The sequence below is a fragment of the Leifsonia sp. KNZ13-11D genome (genome assembly GCF_056754895.1).
The window spans coordinates 263,443-285,467 of record NZ_JBPGWU010000001.1 but is presented as its reverse complement, the minus strand read 5'-3'; the positions used below and the strand labels follow the sequence as shown (position 1 = coordinate 285,467).

General features: G+C 70.7%; 27 protein-coding genes and 1 riboswitch. Of the genes, 12 read left to right on the top strand and 15 right to left on the bottom strand.

All coding sequences use genetic code 11. The features are described 5' to 3' along the window. Position 1 precedes the first annotated feature (1 nt). The 5 genes from ACR9Y5_RS01465 to ACR9Y5_RS01445 all read left to right on the top strand — a co-directional run bounded on the left by ACR9Y5_RS01465 (position 2) and on the right by ACR9Y5_RS01445 (position 3,850). Positions 2 to 1,297 carry a hypothetical protein gene (locus ACR9Y5_RS01465; protein ID WP_481296280.1) on the top strand — a complete coding sequence of 432 codons (1,296 nt, stop codon included), beginning with the start codon at positions 2 to 4 and terminating at the stop codon, positions 1,295 to 1,297. 11 nt (positions 1,298 to 1,308) lie between these two features. Then, positions 1,309 to 1,385, top strand: a riboswitch (ZMP/ZTP riboswitch). Beyond that, positions 1,355 to 2,197 (top strand): hypothetical protein, encoded by an 843-nt coding sequence (locus ACR9Y5_RS01460; protein ID WP_481296279.1) that lies wholly within the window; start codon positions 1,355 to 1,357, stop codon positions 2,195 to 2,197. Its footprint overlaps the riboswitch before it by 31 nt. After that, complete coding sequence (locus ACR9Y5_RS01455; protein WP_481296278.1) at positions 2,194 to 2,532, top strand: hypothetical protein; 339 nt, start codon at positions 2,194 to 2,196, stop codon at positions 2,530 to 2,532. The genes ACR9Y5_RS01460 and ACR9Y5_RS01455 overlap by 4 nt, the downstream gene beginning before the upstream one ends. Positions 2,533 to 2,606: 74 nt before the next feature. After that, complete coding sequence (locus ACR9Y5_RS01450; RefSeq protein ID WP_481296277.1) at positions 2,607 to 3,194, top strand: RBBP9/YdeN family alpha/beta hydrolase; 588 nt, start codon at positions 2,607 to 2,609, stop codon at positions 3,192 to 3,194. Between the two features lie 26 nt (positions 3,195 to 3,220). Continuing rightward, on the top strand, positions 3,221 to 3,850 hold the full coding sequence (locus ACR9Y5_RS01445) for a MarR family winged helix-turn-helix transcriptional regulator (RefSeq protein ID WP_481296276.1): 630 nt from the start codon (positions 3,221 to 3,223) through the stop codon (positions 3,848 to 3,850). Positions 3,851 to 3,856: 6 nt separating this feature from the next. On the opposite strand, the gene ACR9Y5_RS01440 is transcribed toward ACR9Y5_RS01445, so the two are convergent. The 4 genes from ACR9Y5_RS01440 to ACR9Y5_RS01425 are packed head-to-tail and all read right to left on the bottom strand — an operon-like array spanning position 3,857 to position 6,288. Further along, entirely contained in the window at positions 3,857 to 4,483 is a 627-nt protein-coding gene (locus ACR9Y5_RS01440) for an ABC transporter permease (RefSeq protein ID WP_481296275.1), read from the bottom strand. Then, entirely contained in the window at positions 4,480 to 4,674 is a 195-nt protein-coding gene (locus ACR9Y5_RS01435; RefSeq protein WP_481296274.1) for a hypothetical protein, read from the bottom strand. The genes ACR9Y5_RS01440 and ACR9Y5_RS01435 overlap by 4 nt, the downstream gene beginning before the upstream one ends. Continuing rightward, positions 4,664 to 5,473: an ABC transporter permease gene (locus ACR9Y5_RS01430; protein WP_481296273.1), complete on the bottom strand. Its 810-nt coding sequence runs from the start codon at positions 5,471 to 5,473 to the stop codon at positions 4,664 to 4,666. The genes ACR9Y5_RS01435 and ACR9Y5_RS01430 overlap by 11 nt, the downstream gene beginning before the upstream one ends. Beyond that, complete coding sequence (locus ACR9Y5_RS01425) at positions 5,473 to 6,288, bottom strand: ABC transporter ATP-binding protein (protein ID WP_481296272.1); 816 nt, start codon at positions 6,286 to 6,288, stop codon at positions 5,473 to 5,475. Before ACR9Y5_RS01425 ends, ACR9Y5_RS01430 begins: the two co-directional genes overlap by 1 nt. Before the next feature lie 193 nt (positions 6,289 to 6,481). Between ACR9Y5_RS01425 and ACR9Y5_RS01420 the strand changes: the two genes are divergently transcribed. The 6 genes from ACR9Y5_RS01420 to ACR9Y5_RS01395 are packed head-to-tail and all read left to right on the top strand — an operon-like array spanning position 6,482 to position 12,119. Beyond that, positions 6,482 to 7,471 carry an ABC transporter substrate-binding protein gene (locus ACR9Y5_RS01420; protein ID WP_481296271.1) on the top strand — a complete coding sequence of 330 codons (990 nt, stop codon included), beginning with the start codon at positions 6,482 to 6,484 and terminating at the stop codon, positions 7,469 to 7,471. Between the two features lie 8 nt (positions 7,472 to 7,479). Further along, positions 7,480 to 8,433, top strand: coding sequence for an alpha/beta fold hydrolase (locus tag ACR9Y5_RS01415; RefSeq protein ID WP_481296270.1), 954 nt, complete (start codon positions 7,480 to 7,482; stop codon positions 8,431 to 8,433). Next, complete coding sequence (locus ACR9Y5_RS01410) at positions 8,430 to 9,050, top strand: amino acid synthesis family protein (protein ID WP_481296269.1); 621 nt, start codon at positions 8,430 to 8,432, stop codon at positions 9,048 to 9,050. Before ACR9Y5_RS01415 ends, ACR9Y5_RS01410 begins: the two co-directional genes overlap by 4 nt. After that, a complete protein-coding gene (locus tag ACR9Y5_RS01405) occupies positions 9,047 to 10,216 on the top strand; it encodes an amidohydrolase family protein (protein WP_481296268.1) in 1,170 nt (389 codons plus the stop codon). Before ACR9Y5_RS01410 ends, ACR9Y5_RS01405 begins: the two co-directional genes overlap by 4 nt. After that, positions 10,213 to 10,911: a hypothetical protein gene (locus tag ACR9Y5_RS01400; protein WP_481296267.1), complete on the top strand. Its 699-nt coding sequence runs from the start codon at positions 10,213 to 10,215 to the stop codon at positions 10,909 to 10,911. Before ACR9Y5_RS01405 ends, ACR9Y5_RS01400 begins: the two co-directional genes overlap by 4 nt. Beyond that, positions 10,911 to 12,119, top strand: coding sequence for an FAD-dependent oxidoreductase (locus tag ACR9Y5_RS01395; protein WP_481296266.1), 1,209 nt, complete (start codon positions 10,911 to 10,913; stop codon positions 12,117 to 12,119). Before ACR9Y5_RS01400 ends, ACR9Y5_RS01395 begins: the two co-directional genes overlap by 1 nt. A gap of 58 nt (positions 12,120 to 12,177) precedes the next feature. Here ACR9Y5_RS01395 and ACR9Y5_RS01390 read toward each other — a convergent pair whose 3' ends face one another. The 11 genes from ACR9Y5_RS01390 to ACR9Y5_RS01340 form a co-directional block, all read right to left on the bottom strand. Further along, positions 12,178 to 13,122, bottom strand: a complete 945-nt coding sequence (locus ACR9Y5_RS01390; protein ID WP_481296265.1) for a nucleoside hydrolase — start codon at positions 13,120 to 13,122, stop codon at positions 12,178 to 12,180. An 85-nt stretch (positions 13,123 to 13,207) separates the two neighbouring features. Continuing rightward, positions 13,208 to 14,227, bottom strand: a complete 1,020-nt coding sequence (locus tag ACR9Y5_RS01385) for a LacI family DNA-binding transcriptional regulator (RefSeq protein ID WP_481296264.1) — start codon at positions 14,225 to 14,227, stop codon at positions 13,208 to 13,210. Positions 14,228 to 14,231: 4 nt separating this feature from the next. Next, positions 14,232 to 15,203 (bottom strand): ribokinase, encoded by a 972-nt coding sequence (locus ACR9Y5_RS01380; RefSeq protein ID WP_481296263.1) that lies wholly within the window; start codon positions 15,201 to 15,203, stop codon positions 14,232 to 14,234. A gap of 202 nt (positions 15,204 to 15,405) precedes the next feature. Further along, entirely contained in the window at positions 15,406 to 16,371 is a 966-nt protein-coding gene (locus tag ACR9Y5_RS01375) for an NAD-dependent epimerase/dehydratase family protein (protein WP_481296262.1), read from the bottom strand. Between the two features lie 77 nt (positions 16,372 to 16,448). Further along, on the bottom strand, positions 16,449 to 17,216 hold the full coding sequence (locus tag ACR9Y5_RS01370; protein WP_481296261.1) for a metallophosphoesterase family protein: 768 nt from the start codon (positions 17,214 to 17,216) through the stop codon (positions 16,449 to 16,451). Positions 17,217 to 17,276: 60 nt separating this feature from the next. Then, positions 17,277 to 18,077: an alpha/beta fold hydrolase gene (locus tag ACR9Y5_RS01365; protein WP_481296260.1), complete on the bottom strand. Its 801-nt coding sequence runs from the start codon at positions 18,075 to 18,077 to the stop codon at positions 17,277 to 17,279. Further along, on the bottom strand, positions 18,074 to 18,781 hold the full coding sequence (locus ACR9Y5_RS01360; protein ID WP_481296259.1) for a class I SAM-dependent methyltransferase: 708 nt from the start codon (positions 18,779 to 18,781) through the stop codon (positions 18,074 to 18,076). The genes ACR9Y5_RS01365 and ACR9Y5_RS01360 overlap by 4 nt, the downstream gene beginning before the upstream one ends. Beyond that, entirely contained in the window at positions 18,774 to 19,559 is a 786-nt protein-coding gene (locus tag ACR9Y5_RS01355; protein WP_481296258.1) for a metallophosphoesterase, read from the bottom strand. Before ACR9Y5_RS01355 ends, ACR9Y5_RS01360 begins: the two co-directional genes overlap by 8 nt. A 163-nt stretch (positions 19,560 to 19,722) precedes the next feature. Further along, positions 19,723 to 20,106 (bottom strand): hypothetical protein, encoded by a 384-nt coding sequence (locus ACR9Y5_RS01350; RefSeq protein ID WP_481296257.1) that lies wholly within the window; start codon positions 20,104 to 20,106, stop codon positions 19,723 to 19,725. Then, complete coding sequence (locus ACR9Y5_RS01345; protein ID WP_481296256.1) at positions 20,103 to 20,873, bottom strand: SDR family oxidoreductase; 771 nt, start codon at positions 20,871 to 20,873, stop codon at positions 20,103 to 20,105. Before ACR9Y5_RS01345 ends, ACR9Y5_RS01350 begins: the two co-directional genes overlap by 4 nt. Next, complete coding sequence (locus ACR9Y5_RS01340; protein ID WP_481296255.1) at positions 20,870 to 21,280, bottom strand: hypothetical protein; 411 nt, start codon at positions 21,278 to 21,280, stop codon at positions 20,870 to 20,872. The genes ACR9Y5_RS01345 and ACR9Y5_RS01340 overlap by 4 nt, the downstream gene beginning before the upstream one ends. A gap of 109 nt (positions 21,281 to 21,389) precedes the next feature. On the opposite strand from ACR9Y5_RS01340, the gene ACR9Y5_RS01335 reads away from it, so the two are divergent. Further along, on the top strand, positions 21,390 to 22,022 hold the full coding sequence (locus ACR9Y5_RS01335; RefSeq protein WP_481296254.1) for a TetR/AcrR family transcriptional regulator: 633 nt from the start codon (positions 21,390 to 21,392) through the stop codon (positions 22,020 to 22,022). The last annotated feature ends 3 nt before the right edge of the window (positions 22,023 to 22,025 follow it).

Genomic DNA, 22,025 nt, shown 5'->3' with positions numbered 1-22,025 from the left:
CGTGGACGACGATCGGCTTCCGCCGCGCCCGGAGCATCCCGAACTGACACCGGAAGAGCTGGCGGAGCAGGGCGGCACCGTCGCGGATCCGGTCGGCGCGCCGCCGCGGAAGCCGGACTTCCCGGACCCGGACGCAGGGTGGAAGCCCGACCCCGACCGTGCTCGGCAGTGGGAGGAACAGGCCCGTTCGATCTCCCGCGAGCACCGGCCGCGCCGCGAGGACGTCTACCCCTACCTGCTGATCCGGGCGATGTCGCCGGGCGATCGCGGGCAGCGGCCGCTCTGGCCGCCCACCGTCTGCTGGGAGTCGCCGGACATTCTCCTGCTCGACGCCGCGTACACCGGTCCGTTCGATCCGGCACGCCTGGAGGCGACGGCTCAGGCCGGGCGCAGCTACCGCGTCTTCGTCCGCGTGTGGAATCTGGGACTGCTGCCCGCTGTCGGCGTCCACGTGCGGGTGTGGGTGGTGGAGCCGGGATTCATCGGCGCGGGCAATGCTTCGGACCCCTACTACGAGCAGCACCTCGTCGGCGGCCGGATGGTCGACCGTCTGGACGACCGCACCCGCCCCGGGTCGGTGGCCGTCGTCGAACTGGACGCGCCGTGGACGGTGGCCGAGGGCGCTTTCGGGCACTGGTGCATGATCGCGAGCGCGACCTGCCCCGCCGACGACTACCACGGGCCGCTCCTGGTCAACGAGAACCGCCATGTCGGGCAGCGAAACCTCGAGATCCTCGCCCCGGACGCGGATCTGCAGCCCCTCCTGATGGGCTTGGGCGGTCTGGTGCCGGATGGCGCGACGCTGGAAGTCACGCACGGCGGAACAGCCGTGATGCCGCTCCTGCAGGGATTCCTCCCCCCGGATGCCGTCGCCGGGATGGAGGCGCCGGCCACGAAGGAGATCCGGGTCGGAGTCGACCTCGGCGATCAGACCCACCTCCTGACCGCCTTCCGTGAGGACGGCCGGACCACGATCGTCGGGTCGCGTGCGCTGCTGCAGCGTCTGGGCGACCGGAGCGGCGAACTGGCCGGGACGCTCGCCAGACCCGGCGGGGCGCGTCAGCTGATCGAGAAGCTGGGCCCCGACCGCATCGGCGAGGCCGGCGTTCAGACCGAGACACCGCTGGAGAAGGCGCTCCCGGAGGCGTTCGCCCGGCTCCTCGACCTCCGGCGACTGGATGCGGAATCCGTCGCGCGGGGCCTCGGGGGCCCGGGCGGCGCGTGGCATCTGCTCCGCTTCACCCTCACCTCCGGGCGGCGTGAGTTCGTCGGCGGCTACTCCGCAGCGCTGCACTGAGCCGGCGGTTAGTCTGGGTGTGCGACTGGCGTGGCCGGGTTGACCGGCGGGGAGCACGTGACCGGCATCGTCCGCCTGGGTGCCCATCGATCCGACGAGATGGGAACCCCCGTGCGCTATGGCATGAATCCGCACCAGTCCGCCGACCTGCTCTCGGGCGGCCCGAGAACAGTGAACGGCGACCCATCGCTGATCAACTACCTCGACGCGCTCAATGCCTTCGCGCTCGCGAGCGACGTCGACCGGCTGACGGGATCGCCTGCCGCCGCGTCGTTCAAACACGTGTCGCCGGCGGGCGTGGCCGTCGCCGGTCGGGTCGACGACACGGCGGCGGAGACGTGGAGGGTGTCGGATCCGGGGCCGCTCGCGTCCGCGTACGTGCGAGCCCGGGACGCCGACCCGAAGTCGTCGTTCGGCGACGTGATCGCGCTGTCGCGACCCGTCGACGTCGAGACCGCCAACCTTCTTCGCACGGTGATCGCCGACGCGCTGATCGCCCCCGGTTTCGAACCGGGAACGGTGGAGGTGCTGCGGGAGAAGCGGGCGGGACGCTTCCTCGTCTTCGAGGCGTCCCCGGCCCGTGACGTGCCGGCGCGGGAACGGCGGGACGTGCTCGGAGCGACGATCGAGCAGGACCGGGACACCGCGGACCTCGCGGCAGCGCTACCGGCGCGGGCGCTGCCCGATCCTGGTGGGCGCCTCGACGCGCTGGTCGGGATGGCGGCCGCCCGGTACACGCAATCGAACTCCGTCGCCCTCATCCGCGAGGGCGCCGCCGTCGGAGTCGGCGCCGGTCAGCAGAACCGGGTCGACTGCGTCCGTCTGGCAGGGGGAAGGCTCGCGTGTGGTGGCTGCGCCGGCACCCGGCCGTGCGGGAGCTGCCCGTCGTGCCGGGGATGAAGCGTCAGGACCGGCTGAACTGGCAGATCCGGTTCGCGGGAAACGAGATGACCCGCACCCAGCTCGAGGAGTTCGGCCGCCTGTTCGGTGGCGACGCCCGCGCGCTGTACGGGGATCCGGGCTGGCGGGAGCAGTGGGCCGAGGAACTCACCGGCGTGACGCTCGTCTCCGACGGCTACCTGCCGTTCACGGACAACGTCGAGCACGCTGCCGAGTACGGCGTCAGCACCATCGTCGAACCGGGCGGCTCGGCCCGGACCCCGGACGTCGAGGCCGCAGCACGCGCGCACGGCATCACACACGTGCAAACAGGCCTCCGGCTGTTCCACCACTAGGGCAGGCCGCGAACGGGTGCGGATCGGACCCCGGCCGGTCTTGCGCCTGACACCTGCGTACTAGTGTGTGCGGTGTGACGGAGGGCTTTCTGATCCTGCACGGACTCGGCAACCGGCGACCGCCGCAGCACTGGCAGTTCCTCCTTGCCGCCGCGCTCGTCGAGCGCGGCCACGAGGTCCGATATCCGGCACTCCCCTCCCCCGATGCTCCAGAGCTCGACGAGTGGTCGACGGTTCTCCGCCGCGAGCTGGCCGCGCTCGACCCGGATCAGACGACCGTCGTCTGCCATTCGCTGTCCTGCCTGCTCTGGTTCCACGCGGCCGCACGCGGCGCAGTCCCTCCCGTCCGCCGCGTCCTGCTCGTCTCACCACCGGCCTCGGAGAGGCTGCCGTCGGAGGCCGCCTCCTTCGTGATCGACCGCCTGGACGTCCAGGCCGTCCGCGCCAGCGCGACGGAGGAGCTCGCGGTCTTCTGCTCGGACGCGGACCCCTACAACCCCTCCGGTGCGGCCGGGATGTACGGCGAGCCCCTCGGCATCCGGCCGACCGTCGTGGAGGGGGCCGGGCACATCACCCCGGACGACGGCTACGGACCGTGGCCCCACGTCGTGGCCTGGTGCCTGCGTTCGCCCGCGTCGAATACAGTGTCTCTAGGTCATTGACTACGGTCACTAATCGATGGGATGAGATGGCGAGCACCTCGGGGACGAACGCTGCGGCCGCCGGTCGCACCGCGAAGGCGGCGATTCCGCACGAGGAGGAGGCGCACCTCCCGCCGGGACGGGTGTGGTCCCGCGGTGCGGGTGAGGCTCGCGAGGCCGACTTCGCAACGCACGTGCGCGCGATCGCCCACGGGCGGTACGTGATGCGGCGCATCCTGCACCTGCTCGACGGGGAGGCGGTGGCGGCGGGGCTGCAGCCGTTGCGGCACCAGGCGCTGCTGCAGGTGTTCGGGGCGGATGAGCCGCTGTCGGTGTCCACGCTGGCGGAGCGGCTGGCGATCGCGCCGGCGCTCACCTCACGGCTGGTGCGCGAGCTGGAGGGGGACGGGCTGCTCGAGCGGTACGGCACGAACGCCGACAAGCGTGTCATCCTGGTGCGCGCGACGCCGGAGGGGATCGAGCTTCTGCGGGCGATCGACCTGGAGGTGCACGAGAAAGTGTTCCAGTTCCACCGCACGCTCACCGACGAGAGCAAACTGGGGGCGCTGGCCACCTTCGCGTCCTACCTGGGGCTCGACTCCGACCCGCGGCTGCGCGAACTGCTCGCCGACGCCGACATCGACCCGGACGCGCACGCACACCCGCACCCGCGCTGACGCGGATCACTCCGCCGGCGGCCGGTACCGCAGCAGCCGGGCCTCGATCAGCGCGAGGATCCCGTTGACGACCAGGGCGATGACGCCCACGATCACGATCAGCCCGAAGACCTGCGCCGACAGGAAGGTCTGCTGCGCGTCCTCCAGCAGCTTTCCGATGCCGGAGACCTGCGTGCTGATCTCCACCACGAGCGCGAGCACCAGGGTCAGCGGCGCGGTGATGACCACGCCCAGCATGATGCCGGGCGTCACCGCGGGCAGGATGATCTTCGCGAACGTGGCGACCGGGCCCATCCGCAGTGTGCGGCGCACATCCATCAGGATGGGGTCGATCTCGCGGGCGGACAGCCGCACCTGCAGCAACACGGGCCAGACAGCGCCGAAGACGACCACGCCGAGTTCCATCGACTGCGTGTAGCCCATGAACAGCACGGCCAGCGGGACCAGCGCCACGCCCGGAAGGAAACGCAGGTAGTCGAGGGTCGGGCCCAGCAGGCGGTCGAGGAGAGCGACCCTGCCCACCAGGATGCCGAGGGCCGTCCCGATCACGGTCGCGATCACCAGCGACAGCGTGAAGGTAACCAGGGTCTGCCCGACCGAGGCGAACAGGGCGCCGCCGGTGGCGAGGGTCACGGTCTGAGCCACCCACTGCGAGGGCGGGGGAAGAAGGTGCTCTGCTGGAACGCGCCGACCAGCTCCCACCCGCCGAGGAGGACGGCGAGAGGCAGCAGACCGCGCAGCGGTGCGGTGCGGCGGGTCCGCGTCGGGCGGGCCGGACGGACGGCGTGGATGCGGCCGGTCGTCGACGTCAGCTCAACGGCCATCGGAGCCTCCAGCGGTCTGGGCGAGGTGGAAGCCGGGTGCGAGACGGCGGAACGGCAGGGTGATGAGCGCGTTGAGGAGGAGACCGGCGGCGCCGATCAGCAGGATGTACGCGAACATGATGTCCGGACGCAGTTGCTGCTGCGCATTCACCAGCGCGTACCCGACGCCGGCCGGGTCGCCGACGATCTCCGCGACGATCGCGAGGGCGAACGCACCGGAGAGGCTCAGGCGCAGCGCCACCAGGATCTTCGGCGCCGCGGTGGGCAGCGCCAGCTTGCGGATGCGGGTCGCCCGCGACATGCGGAGGCTCCGCGCCAGCTCGGTGTGCGCAGGCGAGACGCCCGCGACGCCGTTCATCGTGCTCACGGCGACGGGCCAGATCGACACCCAGGTGGTGATCGCGATCTCCATCTGCAGCGTCTGCGCCAGCACGATCACGGCGATCGGGATGAAGGCGATCGCCGGGATGGCACGCAGCACCTCCACGGATGCCATCGAGTACGTCCAGGTCCACCGCGACATGCCGAGTGCGGTGCCGAGGACCACCCCCAAGGCCGAGCCGAGCGCCCAGCCCGCGAGGCAGGCCAGCAGCGTGTGGAGGAAGGTGCCCCCGAGCTCTCCGCCGGCTGCGAGCTGCCCGGCGGCGGCGGCGATATCGATTGGAGAGGGGACGTTCTGGTACGGAAGCGCGCCGAGCGACTTCGCCAGCTGCCAGATCACGACAACGGCCGCGGGGACGATCAGCCCGACTAGGATGCCGCGCCCGCGCCCGGAGGCGGCGGCCGATGCGCCGGCCATCAGTGCGCGTCCTTCAGCGCCGCGTACACCGCGTGGCGGGCGGCCAGGTAGGCCGGGTCCTCCTTGGTCGTCACCTGGTTCCGCGGGCTCGGCAGGTCCACCGCCAGCTCCGCGGTGACGCGGGCCGGCTTGCTGGAGAGCACCAGCACCCGGTCGCTCAGGTACACGGCCTCGTCGATGTCGTGGGTCACGAACACGACGGTGGTGCCGGTGAGCTGGCGCACCCGCAGAAGCTCGTCCTGCAGCTGGTTCTTGGTCATGGCGTCGAGCGCTCCGAAGGGCTCGTCCATCAGCAGCACCTTCGGCCGCATCACAAGGGCCCGGGCGATCTGCACGCGCTGCTGCATGCCTCCGGACAGCTGCCAGGGGTAGTCGTCGCGCCGGTCGGTGAGGCCGACGAGCTCGAGTGCGGTGGTGACGCGATCGCGCAGCTCCGTCTTGTCGACACGTCCTTCCAGGCCGAGCGCCACATTGCGCTCGACGGTGCGCCACTGCAGCAGCGACGCCGCGTAGTTCTGGAACACGATGGCGACTCCGTCGTTGGGGCCGGTCAGCGGGGACCCCTCGAAGCGGACGGACGAGCCGGCGCCGGGGGCGAGCAGCCCGGCGAGGATCCGCAGCAGCGTGGTCTTCCCGGTGCCGGAGGGACCGAGGATGCTCAGGAACTCCCCGGGCGCGCATGAGAACGAGACGTCCTCCAGCACGCGCAGCGGGCCGTTCTGCGTCCGGTACTCGACGAAGAGGTCGGTGCAGGAGAACGCGTGGATGCCGGCTGGCGACGACGTCGCCGACACCGCGGATGAGGCAGTGGTCATGGGAGTCATCGTTGGATACTGCCTGCTGCAAGTCAATGACCTAGGTGAACAATTTACCCGCACGAAACAAACGATGGTGCAGGATGATTCCGAGCCAGTTATTTGACTCAAGTCAGTGTCTTGAATTAACTGCATCGGCCGCACCGGCCGGCGCAGACCCCTCTGCACTCCACCTGATCCCATGGGAGACGACATGCGTCACATGCGTCACATCCGCACCCTCAGCGCCCTCGCCGCGGCGACCGTCGCCGCGGTCACCCTCGCGGGGTGCAGCGCCGGTCCCGGCTCCGCCGCCCCGGCCTCCACCGCAGCATCCACCACCGCGACCACCACCATCCGGATGGCCCTCAACAACACCAGCGACTCGTTGCCCATCGCGGTCGCGCAGAAGGAGGGATACTTCGCCGACAACCACCTCAGCGTGACGACGACGACCCTCGCCGACATCACCGTCGTGCCCTCGCTGCTCGGCAACCAGTACGACGTCGGGTTCACGGTCGCGCCCATCCTCATCCGTGCGGCCTCCGCCGGGGTGAAGGCGGTCATGATCTCCGGCAACGACGGCGACTCATCCCAATACGAGGGCGTGCAGGTCTACGTGCGCAACGGCATCTCCAAGATCTCGGACCTCAAGGGCAAGCGGATCGGCTCGCCCACGCTCACCGGCAACATCAACACGGCCACCAAGGCGTGGCTCGCCAAGAACGGCGTCGACCCCACGACGGTCCAGTTCGTGCAGGTGCCGACCCCGAACATGGCCGACCAGCTGAAGGCCGGTCAGATCGACGCGGCCGAGATGATCTACCCGTTCATCAGCACGGCCAAGGCCGACGGGCTCTCCTCGCTCGGCGACCCCGAGCGCGCCCTCACCTCGCACTACCTCGGCGGCACCTACTGGGCCGCATCCGAGACCTGGGCCAAGGCCAACCCGGCAGCGGTCGCCGGCTTCCGGGCCGCGCTGAAGTCGGCCGACGAGTGGATCGCCAAGAACAAGGCCAAGGCGTACCAGGTGGTCGCCGACTACACGAAGGTGCCGATCGCCCAGGCGAAGGCGTCGCCGATCGTGGCGTACACCACGACGGTCACGCCCGACGATCTGAAGATCTGGGGCGACGCGATGAAGAAGTACGCGGGCTTCACCGGGACGGTCGACTACTCGGCCCTCGTCTACACGGGCAAGTGAGCGGGACGATGACCGACACCTCCACGCGCACGGCCGCCGCGGTCTCCTACCGGATTCTCGACGGCGCCCCCGACGGGCACAGCGACTACACCGCACCGGACGGCGTGACGGCCGCCTTCCTCGAACTCACCTCGCTCGACGGCCGCATCGGCCCGGGTGTGCTGCTCACGCCGGAGACGGTGGCGGCAGGCGCACCACTGGTGATCAGCATCCACGGCAGCGGCGGCAGCATCGCGAGCCAGCCGGTGCACCTGCTCTCGCAGGGCGTGTCGGCGGCGGGTGTGCCCGTGCTGGCCATCGACACACGGCAGGCCGGCGACGCGGTCAACACCGACAGCTTCTATGCGACGGTGCGCGACATCGAGGCGGCGTTCTGGGCGGCCCGCGACCTCGGGTACGACCGCATCGTGCTGCACGGGCACAGCCTCGGCACCAGCCAGGTCGGCTTCTTCGCGGCAACGCACTTCCACCGCGAGATCGTCGGCGTGCTGCTGACCGGGATGTTCGCCGATCTGCCGTGGAAGTCGCGGCACCTGCTGATCGACGACGAGGCTGCGTACCGGCGGCTCGGCGAGGCAGCCGTCGCCGCGGCGAGGGAGGGCGACTTCGCGTGCACCCTCCCCGAGCCGATGCGCTGGCTGGGCGGACGGGAGATGCCCGTCACGGCGGCGCACTTCCTCACCTACCGGCAGACGGGCACGGCCGGGGCGCGCAGCGTGGACTGGATCGCGCGCATCCCGTACCCGCTGCTGATGGTGAGAGACGAGCACGACCCCGTCATCAACTACTTCGAACCGGGCCAGCTGGAAGCGGCAGCCGCTGCGGGGATCGCGCCGTCGGTGCGCTCCGTCCTGCTGCCCTCGCAGCCCGGCTCGAACGGGCACGCCTTCGAGACCTCGGGCGACGCCCTGGTCGAGCTGGCCGTGCCCTGGCTACTGACACTCGAGGAGGACTACCGATGACCATCGCAACCGCACCGACCGACGCCCTGCAGGAGGTGTACGGCGCGTACGCCGTGCGCTCGTGGCACGCCCAGGTGGAGGAGGTCCGTCACGCCGGTGGACCGGTGCTCGACCAGCCGCTGCTCAAGGCGGCGGTCGCGGTCGTGATCGCCAACCCGTTCGCCGGCCGCTGGGTCGAGGACCTCTCGCCGCTCACCGCGCCGAGCGCTGCGCTGGGCACCGAGATCGGCCGGCGCGCGGTCGCCCTGCTCGGCGGCCGTCCTGTGGAGAGCTACGGCAAGGGCGGGATCGCGGGCACCGCGGGCGAGCAGGACCACGTGGTGGCCTGCATCACCACCGTCTTCGGCGACGCGTTCCGTGACGCCGTCGGAGGCGGGGCGGCATGGATCTCCTCTGCCAGCAAGCTCGGCGTCCCGGGCACCTCGCTCGATCTGCCGCTCGCCCACAAGGACGCCCTCTACGTGCGGTCCCACTACGACGCGGTCACGATCAGCCTGCCGGACGCGCCCAAGCCCGACGAGCTCGTGCTCGCGGTCGCGGTCGCCACGGGCGGTCGTCCGCACCACAGAGTGGGCGGGCTGAGCGCGGCGGACGCGGTCGGGGACGGCCTGCATTGAGCATCGCGGTCATCAACATCGGTCCCTCGCACGACGGCTCGCTCGGCGGCGCGGAGCTGCCGGGCGATGCGATCGTCACCGACGGCGGCACGATCGGGTGGATCGGCGACTCGGCCCAGGTGTCGGCCGCCGATCACGAGACGATCATCGACGCCGCGGGCGCCACGGTGGTGCCGGGGCTGATCGACAGCCACGTGCACACCACCTTCGGCGACTACACGCCGCGGCAGAACACGGTCGGCTTCCTCGAGAGCTATGTCCACGGCGGTACGACCCGGGTGATCTCGGCCAGCGAGGTGCACGTGCCCGGCCGGCCCACCGATCCGGTGGGCGTGAAGGCGCTCGCGATCGCCGCCCAGCGCGCGTTCCAGCACTACCGTCCGGGCGGGATGGCCGTGCACGGCGGTTCGGTGATCCTCGAACCGGGCCTGACGGCCGCGGACTTCCGCGAACTCCGGGAGACCGGCGTGCGCTTCGCGAAGGGCGGCTTCGGCGGCTTCCCCGACGCGCACGACTACGTGCCCATGGTCGCCGACGCCAAGGCGGCAGGGATCGTCGTGATGTGCCACTCCGGCGGTGGGTCCATCCCGGGCAGCAAGGCCAAGATCGACGCCGAGCTGCTGCTGGAGATGCGCCCACAGGTCGCCGGCCACATCAACGGCGGACCGACCTCCCTCACCGCGGAGGAGAACCGTGCCATCGTCGAGGAGGGCGACGGGATCGCGCTCCAGCTCGTGCAGGCGGGGAACCTCCGCTCGGCCATCGACATCGCCGAACGGGCGCTCGCCATCGGTGCCCTGCACCGCATCCTGATCGCCACCGACACGCCGACCGGCACCGGGGTCATCCCCCTCGGCATGCTGCGCAGCATGGCCGAGCTGGCATCCCTCGGGCCGATGACGCCGCGGCAGGTCGTCACCGCCTCCACCGGCAACGTCGCCGACGTCTACGGGCTCGACGCCGGCCGGCTGCGCGTCGGCGCCCCGGCCGACCTGGTCGTGCTGGATGCGCCGATCGGCTCCTCCGCGCCGGACGCGTTCGCAGCGCTCGCCATCGGCGACATCCCCGCGGTCGCCTGCGTCGTCACCGACGGCGTCGTCCGCGTGACCCGAAGCAGGAACACCCCACCCCCGAGCAAAGGCGTGACATGTCGGAGCGTTCGATGACCCCCGCGATCCTGTTCTCCCAGATGGAGCCGCCGGCCGACCTGGTCGCGGAGTTCCACGACTGGTACGACACCGACCACATCCCCGCGCGGATGGCGCTGCCCGGGTTCCGCGGCGCGCGCCGGTTCCGGGCGCTGGAGGGCGAACCCGAGTACCTCGCCGTCTACGAGCTCGACTCCCTCGACGCGCTGGAGACCGACGGGTACCGGCAGGTGAAGTCGTCGCCGTCGGCCCTCACCGGGCGGATGCTCGGCGCGGTGAACGGCTTCACCCGATTCACCTGCGAGCAGGTCTCGGATGTCGGCGAGCCCGTCCACGGCGCCTACTTGTCGGTCGTGGCGTTCAGCGTGCCGGAGGAGTCGGAGGCGGAGTTCGACCGCTGGTACGGCAGCGAGCACGTCCCGATGCTGCTCGAGGCCGACGACTGGCTGCGCGTGCGGCGCTACCGGGTGCTCGACGGCGAGGGCGGCCCGTGGACGCACATCGCCCTGCACGAGCTGGCCAGCACCGAGGTGATGGACTCGCCCGAGCGTGCGAGAGCCCGCAAGGGCCCGCTGCGGGAGGCGCTCGCCGGGCTGGACTGGTTCGGCCGCTCCGGGCGCTGGCTCTACGAGCAGCTCTCGGTGCTCGCGGCCCCGGGCCGGCCCGAGCAGGCCGGGCAGGCCGGGCGGACCGGGCAGGAGAGTCGCGTCTGATGGCCACGCGGATCGTCGTCGTCGGCGCGGGGCCGGTGGGCGCCGTGCTGGCGCTCGCCGCCGCCCGCCGAGGCCTCGAGGTCACCCTGCTCGAGGCGGAGACCGCGGTGGACGAGTCGCCGCGCGCGGCGACGCTCCACCCCTCCACTCTGGAGATGCTCGGCGCGCTGGACCTCATGGACGAGGTGGTCGAGCGCGGGCTCGTGGCCCGCTACTTCGACCACTGGGACCGCCCGTCGCGCCAGTTGATCGCGCGGCTCGACCACGCCCTCCTCGCCGATGTCACGCCGTACCCCTACGTCGTGCAGCTGGAGCAGCACAAGCTGGTGCGCATGGCCCTCGCGCGTCTCGTCGCGTACGGCACGGTGCAGGTGCACCACGGCGCGACCGTGACCGGGGTCGAGCAGGACGGTGCCGGTGTGGTCGTCACCGCCGAGCGCGACGGCGAGACGGAGCGGTTCTCCGGCGACTACGCCATCGGTACCGACGGCGGGCGCAGCACCGTGCGGAAGTCGCAGGGCATCGCCTTCGACGGCTACACCTGGCCGGAACGCTTCCTGGTGCTCACGACGACGTTCGACATGCAGGCGGAGTGGGACTGCTCCTACCGCAACTACTTCGCGGACCCCGAGGAGTGGGTGAACCTGTTCAAGGTCGCCGGCGACGACGGCCGTGGCCGCTGGCGGGCGGTGTTCCCCGCCCCGGTGGACGAGACCGACGACGAGGCGCTGTCGGATGCGGCGGTGAGCCGCCGGCTGTCCCGGCTGTCCGAGCACGGGGATCCGGCCGCGGAGCTGGTGCACCGCAAGACGTACCGGGTGCACCAGCGGGTCGCCGCCTCCTTCCGCTCCGGGCGCGTCTTCCTCGCCGGCGACGCCGCCCACGTCAACAACCCGATCGGTGGGCTCGGGCTGAACTGCGGCATCCACGACGCCATCGAGTTCGTCGACGCGATGGCCGAGGTCGACCAGGGCGCCGATGAGACGCGTCTCGACCTGTACGAGCGCAGGCGGCGGCAGCTGAACATCGAGTTCGTGCAGCAGCAGACCGTCGCCAACAAAAAGCGACTGGAAGAGAAGGACCCGGAACAGCGCCGGGCCCGGGCCGCGGAGCTCGCCGAGACGTCGGCCGACCCGGTGCGGCAGCGGGCCATGCTGATGCGGTCGTCGCTGCTCGAGAGCGTGGAGAAGGCTCGGCAGATCGTGTGACCGAAGGCGGAGCCGATCCCGATCCCGCTCCCGCTCATCGCCGAATCGCTGACCGCGATCAGCCGAGCACGCGCTCCAGGAGGTGCGGGGCGAGGTCCGGTTCCGTCCGCAGCACGACGCGCACGTGCGCGCCCGGCCGATCGACCGGTCCGGGCCGCTGTCCGCGGAGGTCGCAGATCGTCTGACCGCGACCCGGTCCGGCGGTCGCGTCGACCTCGACCGGGACCGCCGGTGCGAGCACGGCGCGGACGCCGCCGACGACGAGCGCTGCCGCCAGCGGGTCGTGCAGGGCGCTGCTGCGACGGCCGTACTCGGTGACGTAGAAGTCGAAGTAGTGATCGAGGATCCGCCCCACGGCGCTCGCCAGCGAGCCGCCCTCCTCCACCAGACGGACACGATCGGCCTCCTCGAGCACGTTGTCCATCGTCGAATCCAGCGGCACCAGGACGATCGGCCACTCCGCGGCGATCACCGCCCGCGCCGCCTCCGCATCGTTCCCGATGTTCGCCTCGGCGACGGGCGTGATGTTGCCGGGCACCAGCGCGGCGCCGCCCATGATCGTGACCTTCGCGATCCGGCCGGGCAGCGCGGGGTCGCGCTCCAGCGCGCGAGCGAGATTCGTCAGCGGCCCGACGGCGAGGATCTCGAGCACGCCGTCATGCTTGTGCGACAGGCGCAGCAGCATGTCGGCCGCGTCCTCGGCGACGGGCACTGCGGCGGCCGGCGGGAGGTCGAGGCCGCCGAGGCCGTTGACGCCGTGCACGTGCGGCGCGCCGCCGTGGAACGTACCGGCGATCGGATGGTGCTCGCCCACCGCCACCGGCACGTCCCGCTCCGCCAGCGCCAGAAGGCGCAGCGTGTTGTCGGCCGCCTGCGTCGCGTCCACGTTGCCGCTGACCGTGCCGATGCCGACGAGCGCGACCTCGGGGGAGCTCAGCAGATACGTGAGGGCGAGGGCGTCGTCCACGCCGGTGTCGCAGTCGAAGTAGAGAGGTACGGCCATGACGGGTTCTCCATTCTGGGGCTCACGGGATGAGCGGCTGTCGCGTCGATCTGCAGTGCGGTGCGGCTGAGGCCGCTGTGCGGCGTCAGTCCGTGTGGGGGCCGCAGGACGGTCGGATGCGCAGTTCGTGCGCCACGACCCGAGGTGAGGGCGGTGCTCCGTCCGGCGCCGCCGCGAGCATCGCCACTGCGGTGCGGGCGATCGTGGCGAGCGGCTGGACGGCGCCGGAGAGCTTCGGGATGGTGTATTCCGAGTCCTCCGTGCCGTCGAACGAGATCACGGCGAGGTCGTCGGGCACGCGGATGCCGAACTCCGCCACCGCGGCCAGCAAGCCGATCGCCTGCTGCTCGTTGGAGGCGAAGACGGCGCGCGGCCGGTCGGTGCGGGCGAGCAGGGCGCGGCCGGCCTCCAGGCCGCCCCGGCGCGTGAACGGCGCCTCGACCACCCAGCGCTCGTCCGGCTCGATGTCGGCGGCGGCGAGCGCCTGCCGCCAGCCTTCGTATCTGTCCTGTCCGGTGTACAGCTGGCGCGGCCCCGTGATGATGCCGACGGTGGTGTAGCCGTGCTCCAGGAGGTGCTCGGTGACGTCGCGTGCGGCGCCGATGTTGTCGACGGCGACCGACGACACGCTCTGGTGGGGGCCGACGCGGTCGAGCACCACGACCGGGACCCGGTTACCCGCGAACGGGGCGAGGTCGGGGGCGTTGTCGACGCCGACGAACAGGAGCCCGTCGACGCGGCGGGCGGCGAAGGTCTTCAGGAGCTCGCTCTCGCGCGCCTTGCTCTCCGCTGCGTCGCCGAGCAGGACCACACGGCCGGCCTCGGACGTGGCGTCCTCCAGCTCGTGGGCGAGCGCCGCGAAGAACGGGTTGGAGATGTCGGGGACGATGAGGCCGTAGGTGCCGGTGACCCCGGAGGCGAGAGCCTGAGCGATCGTGTCGGGCTCGTATCCGACTTTCTCGATCGCATCGAGCACTCGACGCCGGGTCGCCTCGGCGACCGGTCGCGGGCCGTTGTTGATCACGTAGCTCACGACCGCGGTCGACGTCCCGGCCTCGCGGGCGACGTCGTCGCGGGTGACCCGGGCGGTGCGGGGCGGGGTCACGGGGCTACCACCGCTCCTGGGCGAGCGTGCGGAGCGCGTCGTACGAGTCGACAGTCCCGAGCGCGGCAACGGCGGCCGAACCGGCCGCGGTGCCGCGGCGCACGGCGGTCTCCAGGGATGCTCCGCCGGCCAGGGTCGCTGCGAGCGCACCCGCGAAGGCGTCTCCGGCTCCGGTCGTGTCGACCACGTCGGCTGGAGCCGGGGCCGGCTGGTGCCACTGCCGGTCCTCCGTCGCCGCGACGGCGCCGTCCGCGCCGAGGGTGATGACGACGGACTCGGCGACGGTCCCGGCCAGGCGCCGCGCGGCGCCGAGCGCATCCTGGCGCCCGAACGACTCGGCCTCGTCGGGCTGCCCCAGGAGGGCGAGCGCTTCCGTCTCGTTGACGATCAGCGGGTCGGCGAGCCGGAGGACGTCGGGCGCGAGGTCGATCACCGGCGCGAGGTTGAGGACGAACCGGACGCCGTGCGCTGCGGCCGCACGGGCGAACGCCTCCACCGTCTCGGGCCGCAGCTCTCCCTGAGCGAGCGCGATCGCGCCGGCGGGCGCGTCGAGCAGGGCGAGAGTCGCCCGCGAGGCGGCGATGTCGGGCCCCAATTCGCGGTTCGCCCCCGGGAGGACCACGATCGTGTTCTCGCCGGATGCGTCGACGGTGATCTGCGCACTGCCCGTCACCGCGTCGGGCGCCACGCCGAGGGCGGAGGTGTCCACGCCGTAGCCGGCAAGAGTGTGGCGCACGAATGCGCCGCCGTCGTCGGCGCCGACCTGGCCGAGGAAGCTGGTCGCAGCGCCCATGAGGGCCGCCGCGACGGCCTGGTTCGCGCCCTTGCCGCCGAGGCCACGGCGCCCCGCCGTGCCGAACACCGTCTGGCCGGGCTGCGGAAAGCGTTCGAGGTAGACATAGGAGTCGATGTTCGCGGACCCAAGGACCACAACGCGGGCGGCAGCGGCCGAGCGCTCGGCGTCAGAGCGTTCCACGGGGTTCCTCTCCGTCACGGGATGATCTACGCGCATTGTCTACGCGCGTAGCGTCAAGCTGACGGCGAGATTACACCGCGCGCTTGCGAGCCGTCAACAGCGTTCCCCGAGGGCACCCCGCGAACAGCCGGCGGGCACTCCCGAACTGAACGCGGCAACTCGACGGTCGAGACCTCTGGGTCCGGCAAGTGCAGAGCTTCTCTCACTCGTGGATCTCGGCGAGAAGCGCGCCCTGCTCGCCGATGGTGAGACCGGAGCGACGTACGCGTTCCGTGCCGCGGGCGCGTTCGTCGGCGAGGACGGCCGCCAGCGTCGTTCGGAGGGGACGCACCTCTCCGCCCGCGGCTCGGTACGCTGCGCCTGAGCGCTGCGCGAACGCCGATTCCGACATGGGGAGCCATAAGGGCAGCGAACGGGGGCCCGCCCAGTAGCGGACGCCGTGGGCGATCAGAACGTCGTCCGCGACAGCGATCATGTCGTCGCTGTACGACGTGACGTCGGCGACCGCCCGAAGGAACTCCGCCATCGGCACGACTTCGCCGACAGCGTCCACCGTGCCGACGTGGCCGACGTGGCCGGCTCTCACAATCCAGGCTGCGAGATCACGCACATCGATGACCTGCACGAACCGGCCGGCGGGTGTGGGCACGATCACCGGCCCACGTCGGCTGAGGCGCGCCGGCCAGTAGCCGAACCGGTCGCTCGGATCGCCTGGTCCGACGATCAGCCCCGGACGAACGATCAGCAAGCGCTCGCCCAGACGATCTCCGGTGACGCGCTCGGCGGCAACCTTCGCGTCAGGGTACTCAGTCAGGTCCTGCGGTTCGACGAGCGTCCCTGACTCATCGGCGCCCGGTCGATGGTTCGCGGCGTAGACCGAGACCGTGGAGATCAACGTCCAATGGGCGGCGCTGTCCGCGAGGGCGTCCACGGCCGGCCCGACGAGATCGGGAGCGTACGCGAGCTCGATCACCTCGTCCCAGTCTCCGCGCACCCGGTCGTACGCGTCAGGTGCCCGTCTGTCGGCTCGCAGGAGGCGCGCTCCTTCCGGCACGGTGCCGGAGTCGCCCCGGGCCAGGCAGGTGACGTCATCACCCCTCGCCAGCAACTCCCGAACGATCTCTCTTCCGAGCCACCCGGTTCCACCGAGCACCAGAACCCTTCGCATACACGACCCAACCAATCCACCGCACAGTGCGGCATCCGTGTCTTCTTGCCGATGACCTCGTCGCCTGGAGCCGGCCATCAGTCCGAGTAGACCTTCATCGCAGCGTCTGCGGCGAGCCACTCGAGGGTGAGGGGGGTGCGGAGCGTGCGCTCGTAACCCGCGACTCCCGGATAGCCGACGCTGCGGGCGGCCGAGATCGCGTCCTCGATGTCGTAGGGGCTGACCCGGGCCACGATGTCGTCGCCGAGCAGGGTCCAGCGGCCACCGGGTTCGGTGACGCCGTAGGGGAGGCCGACGCTCCCCGCACCGACGATCGTGCGGCCGGCAACTTCGCGGCGGTACTGCAGATGAGTATGGCCGTGGACGATCGTCGGCGCCTCCTCGCCGGCGCAGGCTTCCTCGATCTGCTCGGCGGGGGTCGCGGGGGTCCAGAGCTCGTTGTCGCTCCGCGGGCTGGCGTGGCTGGCGAATACGGCTCCGAGCCCACCGACCTGAACGGTGACCGACCGGGTGAAGCTGTCCAGGACATCCAGCATCTCCGGCGTGTGCGTGCTCTGCAGCCACCGTTCCACCTCGCTGGCGGGGGTGCGCCGGCCCCGTGCCCCGTCCAGCAGGAGACGTTCGGCGTTCCCGCGCGTGAAGAACGTCGGCACGTCGACAGCCAGGAGGCGGTCCAGAACGTCGGCCGGCTGTGGACCCCAGGTGACGTCGCCGATGACCACGACCGCCTCCACGGCGGCCGCGCAGACATCCGTGAGGCACGCCTCCAGCGCCGGCAGATTGCCGTGCACGTCGGAGATCACCGCAACCCGCCCGAAACCCGGGGCGCACACGTTGGTCGACATTCCGACTATTCCTTTCCGACAGTGGCCCAGCCCGGAACCTGGTGATCATTGGACAGTCGATCAGACGCGGTCGAGCGCCGCTACCTCCCGAACAGCGTCCGCGACGGCTTGATGATCCTTCTTGAGGATCGCTCCGTGGTTGCTGGGAACCTTCGCGCTGATTTCGATGTGCGGGTTGCGCGCAACGACATCCTCCAAGGCCCGGCGTATCGTCTCCTGTTCGTCTCTGCGGCTACCGAAAGAGGTTCCGGAGGCCACGACGTGCCGAGTCGGCACCCTGATGTTGTCGAGCACCGGCCCCAGCTCGCTGGTCCTGCTGACACGTCCCAACTCGATGTTGCATTCCGCCTGCTGGGCGGCGGACATGCGCGGCGTCAGACCGGTGGGGCGGAGCAATGGCGTGAACCAGCTCAATCGCCGGAAGAGAGTGCGGATGCGTTCCTCCATCGCATCGTCCAGCCAGTCGTACGGCTGAGCGCCGTCGACCAGCACCGCGCCGATCGCGCGAGACGGGTTGCGACGTGCCCAGTGAGCGGCGACGAATGCGCCGTAAGACCAGCCGACGACAACGGCGCGGTCCACTCGTCGTGCCGCGAGCACGACATCGACGTCGCGCACCGCGGCCTCGAACGAGTAGTCCGTCGATGTGTGCGACTTGCGGCCGCGAGCGCGCTCATCGTAGGTGATGTGACGCCACAAGGCCCCGAGGTCCCTGATCACGTGCCGCCAGTATCCCTGGGTCGCGAACTGGCCGTTGAGGTAGATGATCGGAGTTCCAGCGCCGCCGGTGTCGGTGGCGGCGAGGGCGGTATCGTCCACCCGGACCATGCCGGTCCATTGCGGTGCTTCGGATGAGCTCATGCCTTCTTCTCCTGTTCCGGTGATCGCGTCGATGCGCTTACCTGTCGTGGACGATTCCCTTCCTCGATGGTGCGCGGGCGCTGCACGATGATGTGAAACACATGCCAGTGCTTGGGGCCGCCGGCGGCCATGCCGTCGGCATCCTCGACGTCGAACCGGACGACGCGCATGCCCGCCACCAGACGGCGCGCGTGCGACTCGGTGTGGAAATTCCACTCCTCGTGGGCGGCGTAGGAGTCATGGTCGCCGAACAACTGCACCGCGAGATAACCGCCGGGGCGGACGGCGTTGCGGATCGCATCCCACAGGCGGGGGAAGTCGGAGGGCTTGACGTAGGGGAGGGTGTAGCCCGAGTAGACGAGGTCTGCATCGGGTAGCGATCTCGCGGCATCCACGAGGCTCTCCTCACGGACCTGGATGCGGCTGAGGAGCGTGGATGAGACCGCGTTCGCGGAGTTCTCGACCAGTCGAGCCGTTCCCGCCGATCCGTCGATCCCGGTCACACGCCACCCGGCCTCGGCGAGGGCGGCGACTTCGACGCCCGCGCCACAGCCGAGGTCGAGTGCCACTCGATCCCGGCCGGGCCCCGTCTCCTCCAACGCCTGCAGGAGGAGCGGTCGCGGCGCTCTGCCGAGCTGTTTCTCGTTGTATCCCCGCCAGAGGGCGGCGTGCGGATCGTCCGCACCGGGTGAAGGGTCAACCATGATCGGCCACCTCTGCTGGCGGAACCGATCGGAAGTAGCTGACCAGGCGCCCGTCGATGACCAGGTGCATTGCGTACCCGGGGTCCGCCGACTCGTCGATGAGTTCGCGCCGAGGGTCCCGAACATCATGCGGCAGCCGGCCTTCGGAGTGGACACCGCGGGCAAGCACGAGCGGACGTCCGGCGAAACCGGTGGCCGTCGCGGCGTGGGTGTGGCCTGCCACCACGCCGATGATCCGGGGCTCGTCGGCGATCCACGAGGCAAGGGGACCGGAATCGTCCAGGCCCATCGTGTCGACGGCCTCATGGCCGAGCGCGACAGGCGGGTGATGGAGGGCCAGCAAGACCGGTTGACCGTCGCCCCCGCGGCCACTGAGGAGTTCCCGCGCTCCTTGGATGTCCGCACCGGAGAGGGACCCCGCGAACGAGCCTGGAATGCGTGAATCGAGCGCGAGCACCGTGAGCCCGGGAAGACGCATCACCCCGCCGGACCCGGCGACGTCGTTGTCGCTGTTGCCCGGGCACCACAGCACAGGCACGGCTAGCCGTCCGGCCTGCGAGCGAGCGAAGGCGTACTCCTGCTCGGGTTCGTCCGCGTCGCTCGTCTCGACGATGTCGCCGGTCACGATCAGCGCATCGATCCGGGTCGCCTGGGACGCCAGCTCGTCGATGACGCGGATGAGGCGCTTGTGCGACGCCTCGCTGCCGTCGAGGTGCGTGTCTGTGATGTGCCCGAGCACGAGGATGTCGGCCCCGCCGGACTGGGATCGGAGGGTCACGAGCGGATACCGTCGAAGCGAGCGCCCGAGGCCCCGCTCGGGAGCGCGACCGGCACGACCATCGCCACGGAGCCGATGACTGGCACCGACCGGACGAGCCGCCACCATCCCCCGAGCGCGACGAACCGCTGTGAGCCACCGCCAGAACTCGCGCGTGTTCGCATCAGCGTTTCGTGACGATGTAGGTCACCGTCTTGCCCGGTGTCTGAACGGTGACGGTGTAGCCCGCGTCCGCGAGCGTGGCCGACGAGGTGGTCGTGCGCGTGGCGACGAAACCGGCGTTCTTCAGTGACGCCTCCGCCGCTGCGAGATCTCCGCGTGTCGGCGCTACTGTGACGCTCCAGCCGTCGGCCGGATCACCGGAGGCGACGAGGACGCGGCCGGCCAGGAGCGGAACCTCCCGCTGCGGAAACGACCCGGGGATGCGGGCGGTCGGGTGCGAGCCCGTCTCGGCTGGACCCTGGCCCGGTCCCCCGCTGCAAGCGGCGAGGCTGAGGCCGATCGCCACCGTGACGAGTGCGAGGAGTGGAGCTGTGCGCTTCTTCATTGCTTCCTTTTCTGGGTTGTGCGATTGCGAGGTGAGCGGGTGCCCCCGCCGAGATGCTCGTCGAAGGTCACCGCGCCGTACGGCACGCCTGTGGCCAATGCGGCCCCGGCGGCGAATGCGCGGAAGGTCCCTCCAGGTAGCCGCAACGGGATCACGGGGCGTCTCGAGCGCCGTGATCGCTTCCAGGCCGCAGCGACGTCACGCCCGGTGAGCACGTTCGGGCCCCCGATGTCGGCAACGCGCCCGGATGGCGCGCCGACGGCGATCTGGGCTACATGTGCCGCGACCTCACGAGCGGCGATCGGTTGGAGGACCACTGAGGGGGCGAGGATCACCGGCGACCACCGCTGGCCCGCGAAGACGGACTCCACGAGCTCATGGAATTGTGTCGCCCTCAGGATGGTGTGGGGCACGCTGGAGCGGACGATGAGCGCTTCGCACTCGACCTTCTCGCGGTAGTAGGCGAGCGGGATCTCGTCGATGCCGACGATGGAGACGAACACGAAATGGGAGACGCGCGCCTCCTCGGCGGCATCGAGGAGGATGCGCGTCGCCTCCGCGTCCCCGGGGCCGCTCGCTGTGGCGAGATGGACGACGGTCGAAACGCCCGCGAGAGCCTCGCGAACGCCCCTTCCCGTCGCCAGGTTTCCGACGACGCGGCCGGGCCCAGGGCGCCGGCTCAGGACGGTCACGCTCTCACCCCGGGCTCGAAGCGCATCCACTGTCGGCCTGCCCAATGTGCCGGTCCCGCCCGTGACGAGTATCACTTCGAGCGCCCCCGAGCACGGGCGACGAGCGCCGCGGCGAAACCGGCTCCCAGGAGGACGACGAGCGCACTGTCCCACGGCACAGCTTGAAGGGAGCCGGAGGCTCTCCCCGCGAGAGCGACTCCGGCAATGCTCAGGGTCAGCTTGTTTGCGATGACGATCAGCCAGAGGCCCGGCGAGATCAACGGTCGGATCGCGAGCAGGGCGAATACAGCCGCGAAGGTGAAGAAGCCGACCACCCGCCAGACCTCCACGAAGAGGGTGGCGGAGCCGGTGGCCGGCAATCCTGCGAGGCCGCCCACTCCGGCTGCCGCGGCCAGGAGCGCGGCCGCTGCCGCGAGCACGGAACTGAGGCGAAGGGCGACGAAGGGTCGGGGGATGCGACGTTCCAGTGTTCGCGTGCTCAATCTCGCGCCTTTCGTCGAAGTGCCTTATAGCGACACTTGGTCGCTTTTGGAGACTATGACAGAATCGGATACTAATCGCAACACTCTGTCGCTTTAAGGAAGGGCTCCGATGCCGGATTCGTCATCCCCGCACGGTTCGCGGAAGACCCGACCGGGCGGGCGCAGCGCGGCCGTTCATCGGGCGGTGTTGGAGGCCGCTCTCGCGGAGCTGGCCGAGCGTGGCTATGGAGGGCTGACTTTCGACGGCGTGGCCGCCCGCGCCGGGGTTCACCGATCGACCGTCTATCGCCGCTGGTCGAGCAAGGAAGAGCTCGCCGGGGACGCGCTCCTGGCGCAGGCGGCGGTCGCCATTCCGATGCCGGACACGGGGTCGACGATGGGCGACCTCGAGCAGCTGGTGGTGAGTGTTGCGGGGAACATCGGTTCTTCCGCCGGCGAGGGGCTCCTCCGCGCGCTGGTGTCCGACGCTGCGCGGGCACCGGGTCTTGTCGAGGCGGCGAGCGTCTTCTGGGAACGGCGATTCTCGCTGGTGGCGGACGTCGTGCGACGAGGCATCGCGCGAGGCGATCTGCCTGAAGACATCGACATCGACATGTTCATCGAAGCGCTGGTGGCACCGCTGTTCTTCCGCCTGCTGGTGAGGGCGCAGCCACCGACGGCTGCCGCGGCGACGGACTTGGCGTCGCGTATCGTTCGCGCTGCCGGCAAAGGCGCTTTCACTGCAGAAGGGCACAAGGACTGAGTG

What these genes read in the sequence shown, in the direction of transcription:
- ACR9Y5_RS01455 (WP_481296278.1), top strand. Translation starts at nt 2,194, where the DNA reads ATGAAGCGTCAGGACCGGCTGAACTGGCAGATCCGGTTCGCGGGAAAC.
- ACR9Y5_RS01445 (WP_481296276.1), top strand. Translation starts at nt 3,221, where the DNA reads ATGGCGAGCACCTCGGGGACGAACGCTGCGGCCGCCGGTCGCACCGCG.
- ACR9Y5_RS01435 (WP_481296274.1), bottom strand. Translation starts at nt 4,674, where the DNA reads ATGGCCGTTGAGCTGACGTCGACGACCGGCCGCATCCACGCCGTCCGT.
- ACR9Y5_RS01430 (WP_481296273.1), bottom strand. Translation starts at nt 5,473, where the DNA reads ATGGCCGGCGCATCGGCCGCCGCCTCCGGGCGCGGGCGCGGCATCCTA.
- ACR9Y5_RS01425 (WP_481296272.1), bottom strand. Translation starts at nt 6,288, where the DNA reads ATGACCACTGCCTCATCCGCGGTGTCGGCGACGTCGTCGCCAGCCGGC.
- ACR9Y5_RS01420 (WP_481296271.1), top strand. Translation starts at nt 6,482, where the DNA reads ATGCGTCACATGCGTCACATCCGCACCCTCAGCGCCCTCGCCGCGGCG.
- ACR9Y5_RS01415 (WP_481296270.1), top strand. Translation starts at nt 7,480, where the DNA reads ATGACCGACACCTCCACGCGCACGGCCGCCGCGGTCTCCTACCGGATT.
- ACR9Y5_RS01410 (WP_481296269.1), top strand. Translation starts at nt 8,430, where the DNA reads ATGACCATCGCAACCGCACCGACCGACGCCCTGCAGGAGGTGTACGGC.
- ACR9Y5_RS01400 (WP_481296267.1), top strand. Translation starts at nt 10,213, where the DNA reads ATGACCCCCGCGATCCTGTTCTCCCAGATGGAGCCGCCGGCCGACCTG.
- ACR9Y5_RS01395 (WP_481296266.1), top strand. Translation starts at nt 10,911, where the DNA reads ATGGCCACGCGGATCGTCGTCGTCGGCGCGGGGCCGGTGGGCGCCGTG.
- ACR9Y5_RS01390 (WP_481296265.1), bottom strand. Translation starts at nt 13,122, where the DNA reads ATGGCCGTACCTCTCTACTTCGACTGCGACACCGGCGTGGACGACGCC.
- ACR9Y5_RS01375 (WP_481296262.1), bottom strand. Translation starts at nt 16,371, where the DNA reads ATGCGAAGGGTTCTGGTGCTCGGTGGAACCGGGTGGCTCGGAAGAGAG.
- ACR9Y5_RS01370 (WP_481296261.1), bottom strand. Translation starts at nt 17,216, where the DNA reads ATGTCGACCAACGTGTGCGCCCCGGGTTTCGGGCGGGTTGCGGTGATC.
- ACR9Y5_RS01365 (WP_481296260.1), bottom strand. Translation starts at nt 18,077, where the DNA reads ATGAGCTCATCCGAAGCACCGCAATGGACCGGCATGGTCCGGGTGGAC.
- ACR9Y5_RS01360 (WP_481296259.1), bottom strand. Translation starts at nt 18,781, where the DNA reads ATGGTTGACCCTTCACCCGGTGCGGACGATCCGCACGCCGCCCTCTGG.
- ACR9Y5_RS01350 (WP_481296257.1), bottom strand. Translation starts at nt 20,106, where the DNA reads ATGAAGAAGCGCACAGCTCCACTCCTCGCACTCGTCACGGTGGCGATC.
- ACR9Y5_RS01335 (WP_481296254.1), top strand. Translation starts at nt 21,390, where the DNA reads ATGCCGGATTCGTCATCCCCGCACGGTTCGCGGAAGACCCGACCGGGC.